Source organism: Lactobacillus johnsonii ATCC 33200 (assembly GCF_000159355.1).
Classification (GTDB): Bacteria; Bacillota; Bacilli; order Lactobacillales; family Lactobacillaceae; genus Lactobacillus; species Lactobacillus johnsonii.
Window position 1 is genome coordinate 154,617 of record NZ_GG670120.1, and the last position, 17,539, is coordinate 172,155.

General features: G+C 33.9%; 20 protein-coding genes. 15 read left to right on the forward strand and 5 right to left on the reverse strand.

What is annotated here, in order from left to right:
* Window positions 1-3: 3 nt before the first annotated feature.
* The 3 genes from recX to HMPREF0528_RS00790 are packed head-to-tail and all read left to right on the forward strand — an operon-like array spanning window position 4 to window position 1,915.
* On the forward strand, window positions 4-819 hold the full coding sequence (recX, locus tag HMPREF0528_RS00780; protein WP_004893789.1) for a recombination regulator RecX: 816 nt from the start codon (window positions 4-6) through the stop codon (window positions 817-819).
* A 36-nt stretch (window positions 820-855) separates the two neighbouring features.
* Complete coding sequence (locus HMPREF0528_RS00785; protein ID WP_004893791.1) at window positions 856-1,446, forward strand: DUF402 domain-containing protein; 591 nt, start codon at window positions 856-858, stop codon at window positions 1,444-1,446.
* The gene (locus HMPREF0528_RS00790; protein ID WP_004893794.1) at window positions 1,418-1,915 is read left to right on the forward strand and encodes a hypothetical protein; all 498 of its coding nucleotides are present in this window, start codon (window positions 1,418-1,420) and stop codon (window positions 1,913-1,915) included. Before HMPREF0528_RS00785 ends, HMPREF0528_RS00790 begins: the two co-directional genes overlap by 29 nt.
* On the opposite strand, the gene HMPREF0528_RS00795 is transcribed toward HMPREF0528_RS00790, so the two are convergent.
* Window positions 1,916-2,377, reverse strand: coding sequence for a hypothetical protein (locus HMPREF0528_RS00795; RefSeq protein WP_004893795.1), 462 nt, complete (start codon window positions 2,375-2,377; stop codon window positions 1,916-1,918).
* Between the two features lie 115 nt (window positions 2,378-2,492).
* Here HMPREF0528_RS00795 and HMPREF0528_RS00800 point away from each other — a divergent pair, with 115 nt between their 5' ends.
* Both HMPREF0528_RS00800 and HMPREF0528_RS00805 read left to right on the forward strand, forming a co-directional pair.
* Window positions 2,493-3,359, forward strand: coding sequence for a hemolysin family protein (locus HMPREF0528_RS00800; protein WP_034525026.1), 867 nt, complete (start codon window positions 2,493-2,495; stop codon window positions 3,357-3,359).
* Window positions 3,359-4,927 carry a peptide chain release factor 3 gene (locus HMPREF0528_RS00805; RefSeq protein ID WP_004893799.1) on the forward strand — a complete coding sequence of 523 codons (1,569 nt, stop codon included), beginning with the start codon at window positions 3,359-3,361 and terminating at the stop codon, window positions 4,925-4,927. The genes HMPREF0528_RS00800 and HMPREF0528_RS00805 overlap by 1 nt, the downstream gene beginning before the upstream one ends.
* 45 nt (window positions 4,928-4,972) lie before the next feature.
* Here the strand turns inward: HMPREF0528_RS00805 and HMPREF0528_RS00810 are convergent, their stop codons facing one another.
* Window positions 4,973-5,251, reverse strand: a complete 279-nt coding sequence (locus tag HMPREF0528_RS00810; protein ID WP_034525186.1) for a DUF1827 family protein — start codon at window positions 5,249-5,251, stop codon at window positions 4,973-4,975.
* A gap of 125 nt (window positions 5,252-5,376) precedes the next feature.
* A complete protein-coding gene (locus HMPREF0528_RS00815; RefSeq protein ID WP_004893809.1) occupies window positions 5,377-7,545 on the reverse strand; it encodes an ATP-dependent Clp protease ATP-binding subunit in 2,169 nt (722 codons plus the stop codon).
* A 206-nt stretch (window positions 7,546-7,751) separates the two neighbouring features.
* Here HMPREF0528_RS00815 and ykzS point away from each other — a divergent pair, with 206 nt between their 5' ends.
* From ykzS to HMPREF0528_RS00845, 6 genes are all read left to right on the forward strand, one after another.
* Window positions 7,752-7,934 carry a protein YkzS gene (gene ykzS / locus HMPREF0528_RS00820; RefSeq protein ID WP_004893811.1) on the forward strand — a complete coding sequence of 61 codons (183 nt, stop codon included), beginning with the start codon at window positions 7,752-7,754 and terminating at the stop codon, window positions 7,932-7,934.
* 119 nt (window positions 7,935-8,053) lie between these two features.
* A complete protein-coding gene (locus HMPREF0528_RS00825) occupies window positions 8,054-8,320 on the forward strand; it encodes a phosphocarrier protein HPr (RefSeq protein ID WP_004893814.1) in 267 nt (88 codons plus the stop codon).
* The gene (ptsP, locus tag HMPREF0528_RS00830; protein ID WP_004893816.1) at window positions 8,320-10,059 is read left to right on the forward strand and encodes a phosphoenolpyruvate--protein phosphotransferase; all 1,740 of its coding nucleotides are present in this window, start codon (window positions 8,320-8,322) and stop codon (window positions 10,057-10,059) included. The genes HMPREF0528_RS00825 and ptsP overlap by 1 nt, the downstream gene beginning before the upstream one ends.
* 193 nt (window positions 10,060-10,252) lie before the next feature.
* Window positions 10,253-10,654: a transcriptional regulator Spx gene (spx, locus tag HMPREF0528_RS00835; RefSeq protein WP_004893818.1), complete on the forward strand. Its 402-nt coding sequence runs from the start codon at window positions 10,253-10,255 to the stop codon at window positions 10,652-10,654.
* A gap of 102 nt (window positions 10,655-10,756) precedes the next feature.
* Window positions 10,757-11,410: an adaptor protein MecA gene (locus HMPREF0528_RS00840; RefSeq protein ID WP_034525027.1), complete on the forward strand. Its 654-nt coding sequence runs from the start codon at window positions 10,757-10,759 to the stop codon at window positions 11,408-11,410.
* 58 nt (window positions 11,411-11,468) lie between these two features.
* Window positions 11,469-12,344 carry a competence protein CoiA gene (locus HMPREF0528_RS00845; RefSeq protein WP_004893821.1) on the forward strand — a complete coding sequence of 292 codons (876 nt, stop codon included), beginning with the start codon at window positions 11,469-11,471 and terminating at the stop codon, window positions 12,342-12,344.
* 10 nt (window positions 12,345-12,354) lie between these two features.
* Here HMPREF0528_RS00845 and HMPREF0528_RS00850 read toward each other — a convergent pair whose 3' ends face one another.
* Both HMPREF0528_RS00850 and HMPREF0528_RS00855 read right to left on the reverse strand, forming a co-directional pair.
* A complete protein-coding gene (locus tag HMPREF0528_RS00850; RefSeq protein ID WP_034525030.1) occupies window positions 12,355-12,960 on the reverse strand; it encodes a DsbA family protein in 606 nt (201 codons plus the stop codon).
* Between the two features lie 70 nt (window positions 12,961-13,030).
* The gene (locus HMPREF0528_RS00855; RefSeq protein WP_004893825.1) at window positions 13,031-13,654 is read right to left on the reverse strand and encodes a CYTH domain-containing protein; all 624 of its coding nucleotides are present in this window, start codon (window positions 13,652-13,654) and stop codon (window positions 13,031-13,033) included.
* A 77-nt stretch (window positions 13,655-13,731) separates the two neighbouring features.
* Between HMPREF0528_RS00855 and yjbM the strand changes: the two genes are divergently transcribed.
* From yjbM to HMPREF0528_RS00875, 4 genes are all read left to right on the forward strand, one after another.
* Entirely contained in the window at window positions 13,732-14,358 is a 627-nt protein-coding gene (gene yjbM / locus HMPREF0528_RS00860; RefSeq protein ID WP_004893827.1) for a GTP diphosphokinase, read from the forward strand.
* Window positions 14,358-15,170, forward strand: coding sequence for an NAD kinase (locus tag HMPREF0528_RS00865; RefSeq protein ID WP_004893830.1), 813 nt, complete (start codon window positions 14,358-14,360; stop codon window positions 15,168-15,170). The genes yjbM and HMPREF0528_RS00865 overlap by 1 nt, the downstream gene beginning before the upstream one ends.
* The gene (locus HMPREF0528_RS00870) at window positions 15,170-16,069 is read left to right on the forward strand and encodes an RluA family pseudouridine synthase (protein WP_004893831.1); all 900 of its coding nucleotides are present in this window, start codon (window positions 15,170-15,172) and stop codon (window positions 16,067-16,069) included. Before HMPREF0528_RS00865 ends, HMPREF0528_RS00870 begins: the two co-directional genes overlap by 1 nt.
* Window positions 16,070-16,168: 99 nt before the next feature.
* A partial coding sequence (locus tag HMPREF0528_RS00875; protein WP_004893834.1) for an oleate hydratase occupies window positions 16,169-17,539 on the forward strand: 1,371 nt, incomplete at its 3' end.

A 17,539-nucleotide genomic window follows, 5' to 3' on the forward strand; every position in this document is an offset into this window, starting at 1 on the left:
ATAATGCCAATTATTACTAAGATTAGTACGCAAAAGCGGCAGGGACGCTATAATATTTTTATTGATAATGAATATGCCTTCAGTGTCAGTGAAAGAACATTAGCTGAAAAAAGATTGTTAAAAGGAACTGAACTAAGACTTGAAGATATTGAAAAAATAAAAAAAGCTGAAGCAGATAGTCATGCGCTCCAGCTAGCTATGTCTTATTTAAGCTATCAGCCGCGTAGTGTATATGAAGTTTTAACTTATTTAAATAAGCAGGGGATTAGTCCAGAAGCTAGTCAAAGTGCTATAGAAAACTTAATAGAATTAAATTATCTTGATGATAATAATTTTGCACGCTTATTTATCCAGAATAACCTTAGAGTAGGAAAAGATGGCCCAAGATCAATTAGTAGTAAATTAAAACAAAAAGGTGTAGCTAACGATATTATTCAGGATTCTCTTTATGAAGTAGATGATGAAGAATGGATAGAAACTGGTATGCGCTTAATACATTCAATTGGTCATCAAGTAGGAAAAATGTCGTATAAAGAAATTAAGCAAAAAGCGCTAAAAAAACTACAAACACATGGTTTTAACCAAGAGCTAGGAGAACTTGTAGTTGATCAGTTAGACTTAGAAAGTACAGAAGATGATCAACTAGAGGCTTTGAAAAAACAAGGAATTAAAGCTTGGCGTCGTTATCGAAGAGATGATGACTTTAAGAGACGACAGAAAGTTAAAAGATACTTATTTCAACATGGTTTTTCCAGTGGAGAGATTGATATTTTTTTAAGTGGTGAAGTAGTAAATTTAGAAGAAATAGATGAATATTAATTTGCTGGTATAATATTTAGTTAGGAGGCGAATATCATGGAGATGCCTCGTGAAGGCGATTATATCGCAATACAAAGTTATAAACATAATGGTACGCTACACCGAAATTGGCGTGACACTATGGTAGTTAAAACAGAACAAAATATTATTATTGGCGTTAATGATCGGACTTTAATTACCGAAGAAGACGGTAGAAAATGGATTAGTCGTGAACCAGCAATTGTTTATTTTCATCGTAAACTTTGGTTTAATGTGATAGCAATGCTTAGGCCAGATGGTGTTGCATACTACGCAAATTTAGCTAGTCCATTTATTTTAGATCGAGAAGCATTAAAATATATCGACTATGATCTAGATATTAAAGTTTTTCCAGATGGAGAAAAAAGACTTCTAGACGCCGATGAGTATGCAATGAACAAAAAACGCTGGCATTATAGCGAAGAGATTGATAGTATTTTGCGTAGTACTAGTTTTGAATTATTAGATTGGATTGATCAAAAGAAGGGACCGTTTGCTAAAAAGTTTGTACAAATTTGGTATGAACGCTATAACCAATTACGTCCTGACTTAGATCGAAGCTTTTTTAAGGGGAGAAAAAATGAAGAAAGAAAAATACTCGGCACATAACTTTATCGGTAAGGTTTTTATGCCAAATCAAATTGACGAAAATAAGACATATACAATTGCTATTCAAGAGATGGAAAATGATCCTGTATTCCAAAAGTTTATCAAAGACAATGGGTATGAAAATGAACGAGCAAGCTTGGTGGTATTTGGACCAGAAAACTTTATGTTTTGGTATGGAATCTTGGCTGATGACAAACAAATGCCTGTTGCAGGATTAAATAAATTTGAATTACCTGCTTCAGAAATTGCAGAAATTGATACACCATATAGTAATTTAGCTTTCTTTAGCCAGCCTTTAAATTTTGTTATTCCTACTTTTTTAGATAAATTGTCAAAAGATGGCATTACTATGTACGAAAATTTAGGCGATAGTGAAAAACCATATGTTTTAGCTAAATTAAACTTAGAAACAAAAGAACTGGCCCAGATTTTATATCTAGATGCCAGTTCTGAAGAAAATTCAAAATAATTACTTCTGTTTAGGGTCAATAGAAAGATTATCATATTCAATATAAGCGCCAATACATGTTGAAATTAGCATGATCAATAAGACTATCCCAACGGAATTGCCAATAATAAAAGATAGTGAGAAGAATTTTCTTACTAAGTCCATGGCAAGCCAGCAGAGGGCAAAGTCAACTAAACAATTACAAATAAGTAGAAATTTACGTCTACGAATACTATAAAAACGTAAAATCTGTTTAAACAAGTTATTTGGTACTTCATCAGAGACTAAATCAAGTGGACGTTGAATAGTGGCCTTAATTGCAAACATAATAATTGTACCAACTAAGGCACCGATAAAACTTCTAAAAATGTCACTAGAATGTCTAACTAAGGCATTATAACAGATACCAACTAGGGTTAAACTGCAAAGATACGGAATTAATAGTAAAAAAGTAAATACTAAGTAGATGTTTTGTTTTTTCATCTATAGGACCCCATTTCTTGTTCCTTATTTTATCATATATTTGCATGTGATATAATTACCGATAATTGTGATTAAAATGAGCCTTAACACATCAATAGAAGGAGAGAATTTAAAGATGAGTAGTGATCCCGGTGCGAGGGATATATTTAGCAAATTAAGAGCTAAATTTCGTGGCGATGAAGATATTGATGGCCAACGTAAGCTAAATAAAATTTTAAATAAATTACATGGGCAAAAAGAAATCAGCGATCGTGAATATTCAATGATGGAAGGTATTCTTGAATTTGAGGAAAAGATGGCACGAGAAGTAATGGTGCCTCGAACTGATGCTTTCATGGTCGATATTAATGATGGTTTTCAAGAAAACTTAGATAAGATCTTAAAAGAGCCTTATTCAAGAGTGCCTGTTTATGATGGGGATAAAGATAAGATTGTAGGCGTCATTCATATTAGAACTGTTTTACGAAAAGCTCATAAAGTTGGTTTTGATAAGCTAGACTACGATCAGGTTATGTTTAAGCCTCTATTTGCACCTGAAACTATTGAATTAGGAGAATTGTTAGTCGAGATGCAGGAGACCCAAAGACAGCTTGCTATTTTGACTGATGAGTACGGCGGCGTTGTTGGACTCGCAACAATTGAAGATTTAATTGAAGAAATTGTCGGCGATATTGACGATGAAGTTGATAAGGCTGAGGTATTATTTTCAAAAATTGGTCCAAGAGAGTATGTTATTTATGGAAAAATGCCTTTAGCTGGCTTCAATGAAGAATTTGGAACTGATTTGGCAATGGAAAATGTGGATACTGTTGCTGGATATGTAATTACTAAATTAGGTCTAATTCCCGCTAAGGGAGAGAAGTTGAGCGTTAAACTTGATAATGGGATGGTTTTAACCACGAGACGAATGAAAGGTTCTCGTTTATTAACACTGCTGCTCACAATTCCAGAAAAACAAGAAAAGGAAGAAGCTAAAGATTAATGACAAAGTTAACGGATGAAGTGAAAAAAAGACGCACATTTGCGATTATTTCTCACCCGGATGCGGGTAAGACTACAATTACTGAACAAATGCTCCTTTTTGGTGGAGTAATTCGAAGCGCAGGTACAGTTAAAGCACGTAAAAGTGGTCACTATGCAACTAGTGACTGGATGGCAATTGAAAAAAAGCGTGGTATTTCAGTTACTAGTTCAGTGATGCAATTTGAATACCAAGGAAAGAGAATTAATATTCTAGATACTCCTGGACACCAAGATTTCTCTGAAGATACCTATCGGACCTTAATGGCTGTTGATGCTGCAGTAATGGTTATTGATTCTGCTAAAGGTATCGAACCTCAAACTAAAAAGCTGTTTAAAGTTGTAAAGAAGAGAGGTATTCCGATCTTTACTTTCATGAACAAATTAGATCGGGATGGACGTGAACCACTAGACTTAATTGCTGAATTAGAAGATTTGCTAGGCATTGAAGGTGTAGCAATGAACTGGCCAATTGGTATGGGAAAGCAATTAAAAGGCTTATACGACATTGCAAACAATCGTGTTGAACTCTATCGAAAAGATGAAGAAGATCGCTATTTACCATTAGATGAAAATGGCAAATTATCTGAAGATGAAGCTTTAGCACAGGATAGTTTATACCAATCGACTTTAGATGATATTGACTTGTTGAAAGAAGCTGGAAATACTTTTGATAAAGATAAGATTTTAAGAGGAGATCAAACACCAGTCTTCTTTGGATCGGCTTTAACTAACTTTGGGGTAGAAACTTTCTTGGATAGTTTTGTTAATTTAGCACCTGCTCCTCAAGAACATGTGGTTAATGAAGATGAAAAGTTAGCTGCAGATGATCCAGAATTCTCTGGTTTTGTTTTTAAAATTCAGGCAAACATGAATCCTAACCACCGTGATCGAATTGCTTTTGTAAGAATTGGAAGTGGCGAATTCAAAAAGGGAATTGATGTAACTTTAGCTCGAACTGGTAAGCCTGTTAGATTGAACAATGCAACTGAGTTTATGTCTAGTGAACGTGTACAAGTTTCTGATGCAGTAGCTGGAGATATAGTTGGTTTGTATGATACTGGTAATTTCCAGATTGGTGATTCAATCTATGCTGGGAAGAAGAAAATTGTCTATCCAGAGCTACCACAATTTACGCCTGAAATTTTTATGCGAGTAACTGCTAAAAATGTTATGAAGCAAAAATCATTCCATAAAGGGATGAATCAATTAGTTCAAGAAGGTGCGATTCAACTTTATCGTGGCTATTCAACTGATGATTATATTTTGGGGGCAGTTGGTCAATTACAATTTGAAGTATTCTCTTTCAGAATGAAAAATGAATACAATTCAGAAGTTGAGCTCCATACGTTAGGAAACCGTGTGGCTCGTTGGATTAACCCGGATCAATTAGATCCTAAAATGTCATCATCCCGTAACTTATTGGTTAAAGATCGGGATGGCGAGCCATTGTTCTTATTTGAAAATGCATTTGCTGAGAGATGGTTTAAAGATAAGTATCCTGATGTTGAATTGACTTCAAGATTATAAGATAGAAAAAAGCCGTGGAGCAACTCCACGACTTTTTTTGCGATTTTAACGATCACAAGTGATAGAAATAATTTTTCTACTTTTATCAACTGTTATATCATAAATTCGATCTTCATGAATTAGACGCTTAATAACAAATTCTACTTCATCTTGTCTAATAGGACGTTTATGATTTTCCATAACGATTTCAATTTTATCAGCTGTTTCGCTGTATACTACTGTGGTATTACCTAAAGAGTAAACTTTTACGAATTGACTATTAGTAGCTGCTAATTGTCTTTGGACTAAATCACGGTAGCTATTTGTAACATCAATTAAATGCATCATATTTATAACCTCGATATATAATGTGTCTTTAAAATCCCAATTTAAGTATAACCTTTTTGCAGAATTTATAAAAATAAAAATAAGAGTCACGGAACCTGTGACTCTTATTTACTCTTAAATAATTAATTTTCACTAATTACTATTTTACCGTCAACTACATTGGCCTTTAGGTCTTTAGCAGCTGGATTATCAAGTTTATAATCAGCTACCTTATCTTCAATTTCTTCTTGGATTGTACGACGAAGTGGACGAGCGCCCATAGAAGGATCATAACCTTTTTCGACAAGAAGTTCTTTTGCTTCAGGTGTAACATCAATATGTAGACCTTGATCTTTTACCATATCATTGGTATTTGCAAGCATTAAATCAACAATCTTGATTAAGTCTTTCTTATCAAGTGCATTAAATTCAACTATATCATCAAGTCTATTTAAGAATTCAGGTTTAAAGTATTGACCTAAGCTATTCTTAAATTGTTCTTGATGACTGTTTTCAGCTGCAAAACCTACGCTAGCTTCTTTGATTCCTTGACCAGCATTAGAAGTCATAATGATGATGGTATCTTTAAAGGAAACTGTGCGACCTTGCGAATCAGTTAAGCGGCCATCATCGAGAATTTGCAAGAATAGGTGGAGTACATCAGGATGAGCTTTTTCAATTTCATCAAATAAAATTAAGCTATATGGATTATGGCGTACCCTTTCTGTTAATTGACCAGCTTCTTCATAACCTACATAACCTGGTGCAGATCCGATTAGCTTAGATACAGAGTATTGTTCCATATATTCGCTCATATCAAATCGAATCATTGCATCTTCTGTACCAAAGATTTGCTTGGCTAATTGTTTAGCTAATTCCGTTTTACCTACACCAGTAGGTCCTACAAATAAGAATGAGCCTATTGGACGACCAGATTTGTTAAATCCAACTCGATTTCGTCTTATTGCCCGAGCAACAGTTTCAACGGCTTTGTTTTGACCAATTACATTATCTTTAAGGTCAGTAGCTAAATTCTTTAATTGAGTTTCTTCTTGTTTTTGTAAGTCACCAACTGGAATGTTAGTTTTTTCCTCAACGATCTTATTCATGATCTTTTCAGTGATTTTAGGTGTTTGATCAGGATCTACTTTTTGATCTTTTAATTTTTCATACTTTTCAATCTGATCACGATAGTAGGCAGCTTTTTCGTAATCCTCATTTTTTAAAGCATCTTGCTTTAAGCTTTCAGCAGCATCTAGTCTTTCTTTGATTTTTTCACTATCAACATAAGGAATAGTGAGATTCATTCTTGAACCAGCTTCATCTAAAAGATCGATAGCTTTATCAGGTAAGAAACGATCTTGAATGTAGCGTGAAGAAAGATCTACTGCAGCTTGTATAGATTCGTCAGTATAGTGAACATGGTGGTAATCTTCGTAGCGCTTACGAATGCCTTGCAAAATCTTAATTGTTTCTTCAGTTGTAGGTTCTTTAACCTCCACTGGTTGGAATCGACGAGCAAGGGCAGAATCCTTTTCGATGTTTCGATATTCCTTAATAGTAGTAGCACCAATTAGTTGGAAATCTCCACGAGCTAAGGCTGGCTTAATAATGTTACCAGCATCCATACCACCTTCAGCGTTGCCAGCACCAACTAATTCATGAATTTCATCAATAAATAGGATGATATTATCATTTTGTTCTAATTCTTTGATTAGTTGCTGCATTCTTTGTTCAAATTGACCGCGAATTCCAGTTCCTTGAACCATTGATACCATATTTAAAGAAAGGATTCTTTTATCTTGAAGCTTAGCTGGAACTGAACCGTCGACAATTTGTTGTGCTAAGCCTTCAACAACAGCAGTTTTACCAACACCGGCTTCTCCGATAAGAACAGGATTATTTTTAGTCCGTCTGTTTAAAATTTCAATAATGCGAGCAATTTCTTTATCACGACCAATAACTGGATCAATCTTACCTTTTTTTGCTAAGTCGGTTAAATCTGTACCATACTGGTCGAGTAGGGATTTTTGACCACCATTGTTTCCACCTCTGCGGCCACCACCCATTTGCATGCGTGGGTCACGTCCTTGAGGATTATTTTGTTCATTGTTGTTATTATTTAAGGCGTTGAATAAATCATCAAAATCGCCAAAAAATGCATTGTTATTATTCATACTATTATTTTGTCCTTGTTGATTTTTCAATTCTTGATAACATTGTTGACATAATGAGATTTCACGATCTTGCCCATTTACATTTGTATAAAGATGAATAGAGGCAAGACGTTCGTGACAGTTATCGCATAACATTAATATTTCCGCCTTTCTTATAATATTCAGGCTATATTCCTATTTTAGCACTCTTGATATATGAGTGCTAACTTGCTAATATCATAGTACGGATACTTACTAATTGCAAGTGGTAAGCCCAGATTTTTATAGAAAATTGATATAATAGGATAAAGAACAAAATTTTTTATAAAGACGTGGAAACTTCAAGGAGATAAGCATAAGAAATGGATTATAAAGAAATATTAGATAAAATTATAAGTGGTGAATTAAAAGAATATAGAGTTAGTCCCAAAGATGCTTTTCAATTTCAATTAGCTCTTAGAAGCTATGGTAAAAGACAGAGTATAACTGGGATTGCCCAAAGAGGTGGAGATATAATTTATACCTTATCTGACAATGAAAATTAAGTACTTTATAATGTAAACATTTACATTTGTGTTGTTTTCATTTAAAAAACATGATAGCCTAATAAACGAGTGGGTATAAAACTCCCGATTATTTTTGATTTTAAAGGAGATAATTTAAAATGGAAAAACGCGAATTTCATATTATTGCTGAAACTGGTATTCATGCTCGTCCAGCTACTTTGTTGGTACAAGCTGCTTCTAAGTTTAACTCAGATATTAACTTGGAATACAATGGTAAATCAGTAAACTTGAAGTCAATCATGGGTGTTATGTCTTTAGGTGTTGGCCAAGGTGCAGATGTAACTATTACTGCTGATGGTGACGATGCTAAAGAAGCAATTGAAGCTATTGCTGACACTATGAAAAAGGAAGGTTTAGCTGAATAATGTCGAAAACTTTAAAGGGAATTGCAGCCAGTGATGGTATTGCAGTTGCACCAGCCTACCTTTTGGTAGAACCTGACCTTTCGTTTTCTAAAACCTCAGTTAGCGATGTTGATGCTGAAGTAGTTCGCTTTAAAAAAGTTGTTGAAGAATCAACTAAAGAACTTGAAAAAGTTCGTGATAAAGCTAAGGAAAGTTTAGGACCAGAAGAAGCACAAGTTTTTGATGCTCACCTTCTATTCTTAAGCGACCCAGAATTTACTGGGGCTATTGAAACAGAAATCAAAGATCAAAAAATTAATGCTGAAGCTGCATTAGATGAAACTGCTCAAAAATTCATTACTATTTTTGAAGGTATGACTGACAATGCATATATGCAAGAACGTGCAGCTGACGTACGCGATGTTTCAAAGCGTCTTATGGCACATCTTCTTGGTAAGAAATTGCCAGATCCTGCAGCTATTGATCATGAAGTTGTAGTAGTAGCCTACGATTTAACACCAAGTGATACAGCTCAACTTAACAAGAAGTACGTTAAGGGATTTGTAACTGATGTTGGTGGTAGAACTGCTCACTCAGCAATCATGGCTCGTTCATTGGAAATTCCAGCTGTTGTTGGTACTGAAACTATTACTAAAGATGTTAAAGATGGCGATATGCTTATTGCCGATGGTTTAGACGGCGATGCTATCATTAATCCAACTGATGCTCAAATCGAAGAATACACTAAGAAAGGTGAAGCCTTCGCTAAGCAAAAGGAAGAATGGAAGAAGCTAAAGAATGAACCATCTGTAACTGCAAATGGTAAGAAATTTATTATCGCTGCTAACATCGGTACTCCTAATGATATGAAGGGTGTAAAAGAAAACGGTGCTGAAGCAATTGGTTTGTACAGAACTGAATTCTTATACATGGATTCAAAAGACTTCCCATCCGAAGAAGCTCAATTTGATGCTTACAAGAAAGTTATCGAAGACATGGATGGTAAGCAAACTATCATTAGAACTTGTGATATTGGTGGAGACAAGCACTTAGATTACTGGGATCTTCCAGAAGAAATGAACCCATTCTTAGGTGTTCGTGCTATCCGTCTTTCAATGCAATACAAGGATATCTTTAGAACTCAATTAAGAGCCTTACTTCGTGCATCTGCATATGGTCCATTAGGAATTATGTTCCCAATGATTGGTACTTTAGCAGAATTACGTGAAGCAAAGCAAATCTTAGCTGAAGAAAAAGATAAACTCGCTAAAGAAGGCGTTAAGATCGGCGACGACTTACAAGTTGGTATGATGATCGAAGTTCCAGCAGCTGCTGTCTTAGCTGATCAATTTGCTAAAGAAGTTGATTTCTTCTCAATTGGAACTAACGACTTAATCCAATATACTATGGCTGCTGATCGTGGTAATGATAACGTTTCTTATCTTTACCAACCATACAACCCATCTGTTTTACGTTTGATTAAGCATACTATTGATGGTGCTCATGAAAATGGTATTTGGTGTGGTATGTGTGGTGAAGCTGCAGGTGATGACATTATGTTCCCAATCCTTTTGTCAATGGGACTTGATGAATACTCAATGAGTGCAACTTCAATCTTACGTATCAGAAGTTTGATGAAGAAGATCAATACTGAAGATATTAAAGAATTAGCAAATAAAGCTTGTTTTGTTTCAGAAACTGCTGATGAAAACAAGAAATTAGTTGAAGAAACTATGAAAAAGCTTAATATTCTTGATTAGAAAAAAGAGTACTAAAATAGTACTCTTTTTTTGTTAGAACTTCACACAAACTTCAATATTTGTTGCTAAAGTATACTATGTAAGCTGATAAAAGAAATTTGATTACAACTTATAAAAGACAAGTATTTGTGATACAATGTATTATGTAAGTGAAACAGTAGTTATTTTTCTACACGCAAAGGAGTGGAGTTAAGTGTTAAATTTATATACATCACCAAGTTGTACTTCATGTCTTAAAGCAAAAGCATGGTTGAAGGAACACGATATTTCATTCAAGGAAAGAAATATTTTCGCCAATCCGCTAAATAAAGAGGAAATCATGCAAGTTTTACGAATGACTGAAAACGGCACAGAAGACATTATTTCTACTCGTTCTCGTACTTTCCAAAACTTAAAGATTAATTTAGATGATTTATCAATCGATCAACTAATTGATCTTGTTGAAAAGAATCCTAGTCTATTAAGACGTCCAATCATTATGGAGGATAGACGTTTACAGGTAGGCTGCAACGAAGATGAAATTAGAAGATTTCTTCCTCGTAAAGTTCGTCGCTTAGAACTTGAAGAGATCCGAGCAATGACTGCTGATTTTTAATTAAAAATTGTAAAAACGTTAGCTTTTTTAAGCTAGCGTTTTTATATGAGTAGGAAAATAGGTTACAATGTATTAAAGATAGAGACTTCGAGGTGATAATAAGTGGAAGTACACAGAATAAGTGAAAATACCATTCGTGTAACAATGGACGCAGATGAACTTAAAGAACGCGGAATAACAATGCTCGACTTGTTAGGAAACAAAAGTCAGATTCAACATTTCTTCTATCAAATTTTAAGTGAAGTCGACACAGATCATACTTTTGCTAAAGGAGATCCCGTTACTTTTCAGGTTATGCCAAGTAGTTCTGGATTAGAATTACTTATTTCAAAAGTACCTGATAGTGATGATGATAGTAGTAACAATCCGAATGATCAATTACGAGATCTTTTAAAGGGATTAGGGGCTGGAGATGATGATCAACGCAAAACTGAAATTAATGATGATCGTAAAAAATTAGTCAGTGATAATCGTCGCGTCTTTAAGCTGGATAGTATTGATTTAGTTGCAGCCTTAGCCGATGCTTTAAAGGTTGAAGGATTAGCCTCCAGTTTATATATCTATCATCATGAATACTATCTAGATTTAGCCTATTTAGATGATAATTATGTAGAATTGAAACCCGAAGATACTTGGGTAATTGCTAATGAATATGGAAATGGAATGACTGAAAAGCAATTCCAAAGAATAAAGAAAAATGCTAAGTGCTTAATTGGCCAAGATGCATTAGGGAATATAAGAGAGTATTTCGATTAAAAAAGAGAGATGAAAAAAATCATCTCTCTTTTTTGCGTATATAATATTGGGCGATAAAATGTACGCAGCTATTTTAAATAAAAAATTAGTCTTAGCCATCAAGGAAGCAGAACAAGTTAATAAAGGTTTTAAGAAATTAAATCAAGATTACTATACTTGTCCGTCTTGTAGAAAACGAATGATTTTGATTCTATCAGAAGAAAAGCTACCATTTTTTAAGCATTTCTATCAAGTTAAGGGAACAGGAGAGAAAGAAGAACATTATCAATCTAAGCAACTTTTATGTACTGCACTAAAAGCAAATGGAGTTAATGCAGAAGTTGAGGTTCCTTTGCTTGATCAACAATTGAGAGCTGATGTATTAGTAGAAAATAAATTAGCTTTTGAAGTGCAGTGTGCACCGTTAAGTGAGACAGAATTTAAGCATCGACATAGTTTATATGAAAAATTATCCATAAAAGATATTTGGATTGTGGGTCAAAGGCATTATTTAAAAAATAAACTTAATCGTTCAAAAGAAATATTTTTAAGGTATAGCCCAAAATGGCAATGGTATTATTTAGAAATTAATCCATTTAGTTGTGTAATTACATTAAAATATAATATTTTAAAGGCTGCACTTAGTTCGGAAATAAGTTATGATATAAAACATTTTTCTTTAGATGAGAAGGGAATTGCAAATTTATTTACTTTTACTCCGGCTAATCGACGAAATATAAAGTATTCTTCTATTCAAGAGCAAAAAATATATTTACAGAAACAAATTACCCAGAAAAGTAAACTAGGGTTAGAAATTGCTTCTTTGTTATACCAATTACATTTTTCAGTAGCAGATATACCTGAGAAACTATTTTTAGAGCTGAGGGAGCCAAAGGAAAAGAGCCCAATAATAACTTATCTACAAAAAAAGCTAGATGATTCAAAAATCATCTAGCCTAATTTAATTACAACAAGCGTAAACTATTATCACTACTAGTCTGTTTATCCCCAACGATTGCAGACTCAATTTCTTCACGATTTGCGCAACCTTCGATCATCATACCAGAATCTCCCCGATCATCATCATAGTTAAAAATAATGGTTGTAGGGGTAGTGACGACGTTTAAGTCATCAACGAGTTTTAAATCCTTATCCATTGAGAGCTTTATGTAGTTTGATTCACGATTCTTCTTAAAGCTTTTAATTGAAACATTTAAAGAATCGAGAATTTCAATAACAAGCTCGGGAGAATAAGTTTTATTCATATCATTGATCGCATGCTGCAAATTAATGATATATTGTCTAGCCTTTTTATTACCGACAATCAATTTTAGAGTGTGATAATCTTTAGTTGCGTTATAAGCACTTTGACTAAAAGTGTTAAAAACCTCGACATTATTTAAAGAAAGATGTCTAGCTTTGATATCGCTACGAATTGTGTTCATTGTAGTCATGGGAATAAAGTGGTAAGAAATGTTTTGATTGTAACCACTGACTGCAGCAATTATTTCCTGCTCATTTTGATAACAGTTAATCCCAATCGGATTAACAAAGAAAAATATTTCAAACATTTTGTTATTTCCTCCATCCAAGTTCATGAATACTGTATCAGAAAATGAATGAAATGAAAAAAAATTTGTTTTATTTTTTATGTTCCCAGGCACGTTGTACTTTACTTTGATTAGTATTTTCTTTATTAGCTGTAAAATTAAATTGTTTTTCTAATTCAGAAAGTACCTTTTTGATGGTATCAGGATCATCATTTTCAATTTCTAATTCAAAGTCATAGTATCCATCTGGAAATTCTGTTAAATCTAAAGTCAATTCACAGTTTTCTGGACCGTTAGCTAGTATTCTTCGAGTTTGACTCCAAGAAATTAATTTCAAAGAGTGAATTGCTTCGTTAGAATAATGCTTTTGGAGGTAGTCACCAACATCTCCCCCAAATAAAAAGAAGTCACCTTCATATGAACTTTGAGTCATTTGCTCCGCTTGTGCTACAGATAGTAAATCATTAATTTCAACTCGTTCACTATATTTCTTTTCCTTAAGATTAGTTTCTTTAACTTTAATAGTTTGTTCTGCATGATCAACAAGAATTCTAATTCTCAGACTAGTATCACTATTTTTTAAATCAAAGTCTGGTGTATCAAAATAATAATTCTTTTGAATAAAATCAGATTTTGCGGTAAAAGCTGCACGCATTTTCTCATAGGTTTCTTTATCTAGTAGGGTTTTTGATTCAATTTCTAAATTTTTACTCATAATTTTATCCTTTCACTAGTTAATGTTATCTCTCTATATGGTAGAATAATTTTGTTTGAAACGGAAAGGATTTATACATGAAAGATTGGGATTTATTTTTATGGCCTTATCAACAGGCTGTTTCTGAATTAAAAGTTAAATTTCGATCACTTAGACAAAGTTTTTTAAACAAGGGTGAGCATTCGCCGATTGAATTCGTGGTCGGACGTGTTAAAACAGTTGATTCAATTAAAGAAAAAATGACACGGCGTGTTATTGCCCCTGAGGTCATTGAGAATGATATGCAAGATATTGCCGGTATTAGAATCATGTGTCAATTTGTTGATGATATATATCGAGTAGTTGATCTGATTCATGAACGGCAAGATATGCAGGTAGTTGAGGAAAGAGACTATATTCAAAATGCTAAGCCATCAGGATATCGATCCTATCATATGGTAATTGAATATTCAGTTTTTTTACCTAATGGACCAAAGAAAATAATTGCTGAAATTCAAATTCGTACCTTGGCAATGAATTTCTGGGCAACAGTAGAACACACATTAAATTATAAATATCAGGGAAAATATCCGGAAGATATTTCTAAGCGACTTAAGACAACAGCTGAAGCTGCTTATAAGTTAGATGAAGAAATGTCATCAATTAAAGATGAAGTGCAGGAAGCACAGAGAATTTTTACTAAATCTAAAGGAAAAGAGCAATAATGAAAGTCGCACTTGTTTATAATAATAAAGTTGAAACCTTAGCAGTAGTTAAAGCGTTAGAAAAATTACTAGAGGCTAGAAAAATTGAAATAGATACTGAAAATCCTGACGTAGTAATTACTGTCGGAGGAGATGGAACATTAATTTCAGGATTTCATAAATACCAAAATCTAGTTGATAAAATTAGATTTATTGGTGTTCATACTGGACACCTAGGTTTTTATACTGACTGGCGTAATTTTGAAATTAACAAAATGGTAGATAATTTGACTAAGAAACAACCATCTTCATCTTCCTATCCACTATTGGAATTGATCATTACTACTGGAACAGGTGAAAAGAAAAAGTTGCTTGCATTAAATGAGGCGACTATTAAACGAGTTTCTAAGACTTTAAAGGCTGATGTTTACATCCGAGACCAGTTTTTTGAAAGTTTTAAGGGGGATGGCTTATGTGTTTCAACACCTACAGGTTCTACTGCCTATAGTAAGTCATTAGGCGGTGCTGTTATTCATCCACGTTTAAAAGCTTTACAAATGACTGAAATAGCTTCAATTAATAATCGTGTGTTTAGAACACTCTCATCTCCAATTGTAATTGCACCCGATGAATGGATCACTATTAAGCCGGAAACAGGTAGTGATGATCATTATGTAGTTACATTTGATGGTTATGAATTTAATCACAAGCATATTAAAAAAATTGAGTACCGGATTTCTCAACATGTTATTCGTTTCGATAAGTATCAACATACTCATTTTTGGAATCGTGTAGAAGATGCCTTTATCGGCCAACCTAAAGATAAACAATAATGCAATATTTTAAATTAAAATTTGAAAATAAAACACCTCAGAAACTGGGGCGTTTTTTGTTAAAAAATGGTTTTTCTAAACGCGCTTTGACTAATAGCCAGCATCATGGTGGGATGGTTCTAGTGAATCATCACCGCCGGTATACTAGCTACTTACTACATGCTGGGGATGAAGTAATTTTTATTTTAGGAGAAGAAAAAGAAAATAAATGGTTAAAGCCCTCATCTAAGAAGCTAAATATCGTTTTTGAACAAAAAGACTATTTAGTTATTAATAAAGATGCCGGAATATTGTCAATTCCATCTCGCTATGAAGATAATGATGCAGTAGTAAATCGTTTATTGCACTATTTTCAACAACAAAAACAAACTGATCTTAAGCCACATGTGATCACAAGACTTGATCGAGATACATCTGGATTAGTTTTGGTAGGAAGAAACGCAGTTGCGCATGCACGTTTTAGTAAGATGGAAAAGAATGAGTTTATTAAGAAATATCATGCAATTGTGCATGGAAATTTTGAAGAAGCACAAAGACAAGGAACTATTGATGCACCAATTGGCAAAATAGATACCGGAGTTAAGCGCGGAATAGTAAATAACGGACAAAGATCAGTTACAAAATATCGGGTTTTAGATCAAGTTAAAGGTGCTAGTTTAATAGAATTACAGCTTTTGACTGGACGAACTCATCAAATTAGGGTGCACATGCAATATTTAGGACATCCCTTGTTTGGTGATCCTTTGTATGGAATTAAAGATAATTTTAAGCGACAAGCGTTAAATTGTTTTTATCTTGAATTTGATGACCCTTTTTCAGAAAAAAGACAAAAAATTGAAATAGCAGATCCTATTGATATGAAAAGATTATGGAAGAACTTGATAAGTAATAAATTATAAATATAACAGCTAAATTAATTGACTATTGTAACCGTTTTACATAGAATTGAATATAAGAAGTGTTAATACTATTCGAATATAGAAAAGAGGATCACTTGTATGTACTATTCAAAAGGAAACTATGAAGCTTTTGCGGATACTAAAAAGCCGGCTGGTGTAGACAAAAAATCTGCGTATATAATTGGTAGTGGATTAGCTGGCCTTTCAACAGCATTCTTTTTGGTTCGAGATGCTAAGATGTCTGGTGATAAAATTCATATTTTAGAGGAATTGGATGTTGCGGGCGGCTCTCTAGATGGGACTAACCGTCCTAATGCTGGTTTTGTAGTTCGAGGTGGTAGAGAAATGGAAGACCACTTTGAATGTATGTGGGATATGTACCGATCAGTTCCATCATTGCGGATACCAGGAGCTTCTTACTTAGATGAATATTACTGGCTTGATAAAGAAGATCCTAACTCCTCGAATTGTCGATTGATTCATAAGCGTGGTAATGAATTGCCAACAGATGGACTATATCAATTGGGTTCACATGCTAGTGAAATTGTTAAGTTAGTTTTGACACCAGAATCTGAAATTCAAGGAAAAACAATTGAAGAATGGTTTTCACCTGAATTTTTTGAAACTAATTTTTGGACTTATTGGTCAACGATGTTTGCCTTTGAAAAATGGCATTCTCTTGCAGAGATGAGACGTTATTGTATGCGTTTCATTCACCATATTGATGGGTTGCCTGACTTTACTGCCCTGAAGTTTAACAAATATGATCAATATGATTCTATGGTAAAGCCACTACTTAAATACCTAAAAGACCATGGCGTTAAATTTGAATATGGTGTTCAAGTAGAAAATGTATTAGTTGACCATGAAGGAAATGAAAAAGTTGCTAAAAAGATTGTGATGAAGAAGAACCGTAAGCAAGAAGATATTGATTTAACTGAAGATGACATTGTCTTTGTAACTAATGGATCAATTACTGAAAGTTCCACTTACGGCAACCAAACTACGCCTGCGCCAATTACTCATGCTAAGGGTGGCTCTTGGAAGTTATGGGAAAACTTAGCTAAACAAGATCCGGCATTTGGTCACCCTGATGTCTTTAGTGAAAACTTACCTGGAAAATCATGGTTTGTTTCTGCAACTACAACATTAAAGAATAAAAAAGTGGCTCCTTACTTTGAAAGATTGACTAAGCGTAGTTTGTATGACGGAAAAGTAAATACTGGTGGAATTATTACGGTTACAGATTCAAATTGGGGTCTAAGTTTTACTATTCACCGTCAACCTCATTTTCCAACTCAAAAGCCAAATGAAATTGTAGTCTGGATCTATGCTTTGTATTCAGATACTGAGGGGAATTATATTAAGAAAAAGGTAGTCGACTGTACTGGACAAGAAATTGCTGAAGAAATGCTTTATCATTTGGGTGTGCCAGAAAGTGAAATTAAAGAATTGTCTTCAGAAGAAAAT

Bases quoted from the DNA above. Each gene is read 5' to 3' on its own strand.
- HMPREF0528_RS00845 (WP_004893821.1), top strand. From the start codon at position 11,469: ATGTACGCAGCTATTTTAAATAAAAAATTAGTCTTAGCCATCAAGGAA.
- HMPREF0528_RS00790 (WP_004893794.1), top strand. From the start codon at position 1,418: ATGAAGAAAGAAAAATACTCGGCACATAACTTTATCGGTAAGGTTTTT.
- HMPREF0528_RS00865 (WP_004893830.1), top strand. From the start codon at position 14,358: ATGAAAGTCGCACTTGTTTATAATAATAAAGTTGAAACCTTAGCAGTA.
- HMPREF0528_RS00800 (WP_034525026.1), top strand. From the start codon at position 2,493: ATGAGTAGTGATCCCGGTGCGAGGGATATATTTAGCAAATTAAGAGCT.
- HMPREF0528_RS00815 (WP_004893809.1), bottom strand. From the start codon at position 7,545: ATGTTATGCGATAACTGTCACGAACGTCTTGCCTCTATTCATCTTTAT.
- HMPREF0528_RS00795 (WP_004893795.1), bottom strand. From the start codon at position 2,377: ATGAAAAAACAAAACATCTACTTAGTATTTACTTTTTTACTATTAATT.
- HMPREF0528_RS00825 (WP_004893814.1), top strand. From the start codon at position 8,054: ATGGAAAAACGCGAATTTCATATTATTGCTGAAACTGGTATTCATGCT.
- yjbM (WP_004893827.1), top strand. From the start codon at position 13,732: ATGAAAGATTGGGATTTATTTTTATGGCCTTATCAACAGGCTGTTTCT.
- HMPREF0528_RS00870 (WP_004893831.1), top strand. From the start codon at position 15,170: ATGCAATATTTTAAATTAAAATTTGAAAATAAAACACCTCAGAAACTG.
- HMPREF0528_RS00855 (WP_004893825.1), bottom strand. From the start codon at position 13,654: ATGAGTAAAAATTTAGAAATTGAATCAAAAACCCTACTAGATAAAGAA.
- HMPREF0528_RS00850 (WP_034525030.1), bottom strand. From the start codon at position 12,960: ATGTTTGAAATATTTTTCTTTGTTAATCCGATTGGGATTAACTGTTAT.
- ptsP (WP_004893816.1), top strand. From the start codon at position 8,320: ATGTCGAAAACTTTAAAGGGAATTGCAGCCAGTGATGGTATTGCAGTT.
- recX (WP_004893789.1), top strand. From the start codon at position 4: ATGCCAATTATTACTAAGATTAGTACGCAAAAGCGGCAGGGACGCTAT.
- HMPREF0528_RS00805 (WP_004893799.1), top strand. From the start codon at position 3,359: ATGACAAAGTTAACGGATGAAGTGAAAAAAAGACGCACATTTGCGATT.
- HMPREF0528_RS00810 (WP_034525186.1), bottom strand. From the start codon at position 5,251: ATGCATTTAATTGATGTTACAAATAGCTACCGTGATTTAGTCCAAAGA.
- ykzS (WP_004893811.1), top strand. From the start codon at position 7,752: ATGGATTATAAAGAAATATTAGATAAAATTATAAGTGGTGAATTAAAA.
- HMPREF0528_RS00785 (WP_004893791.1), top strand. From the start codon at position 856: ATGGAGATGCCTCGTGAAGGCGATTATATCGCAATACAAAGTTATAAA.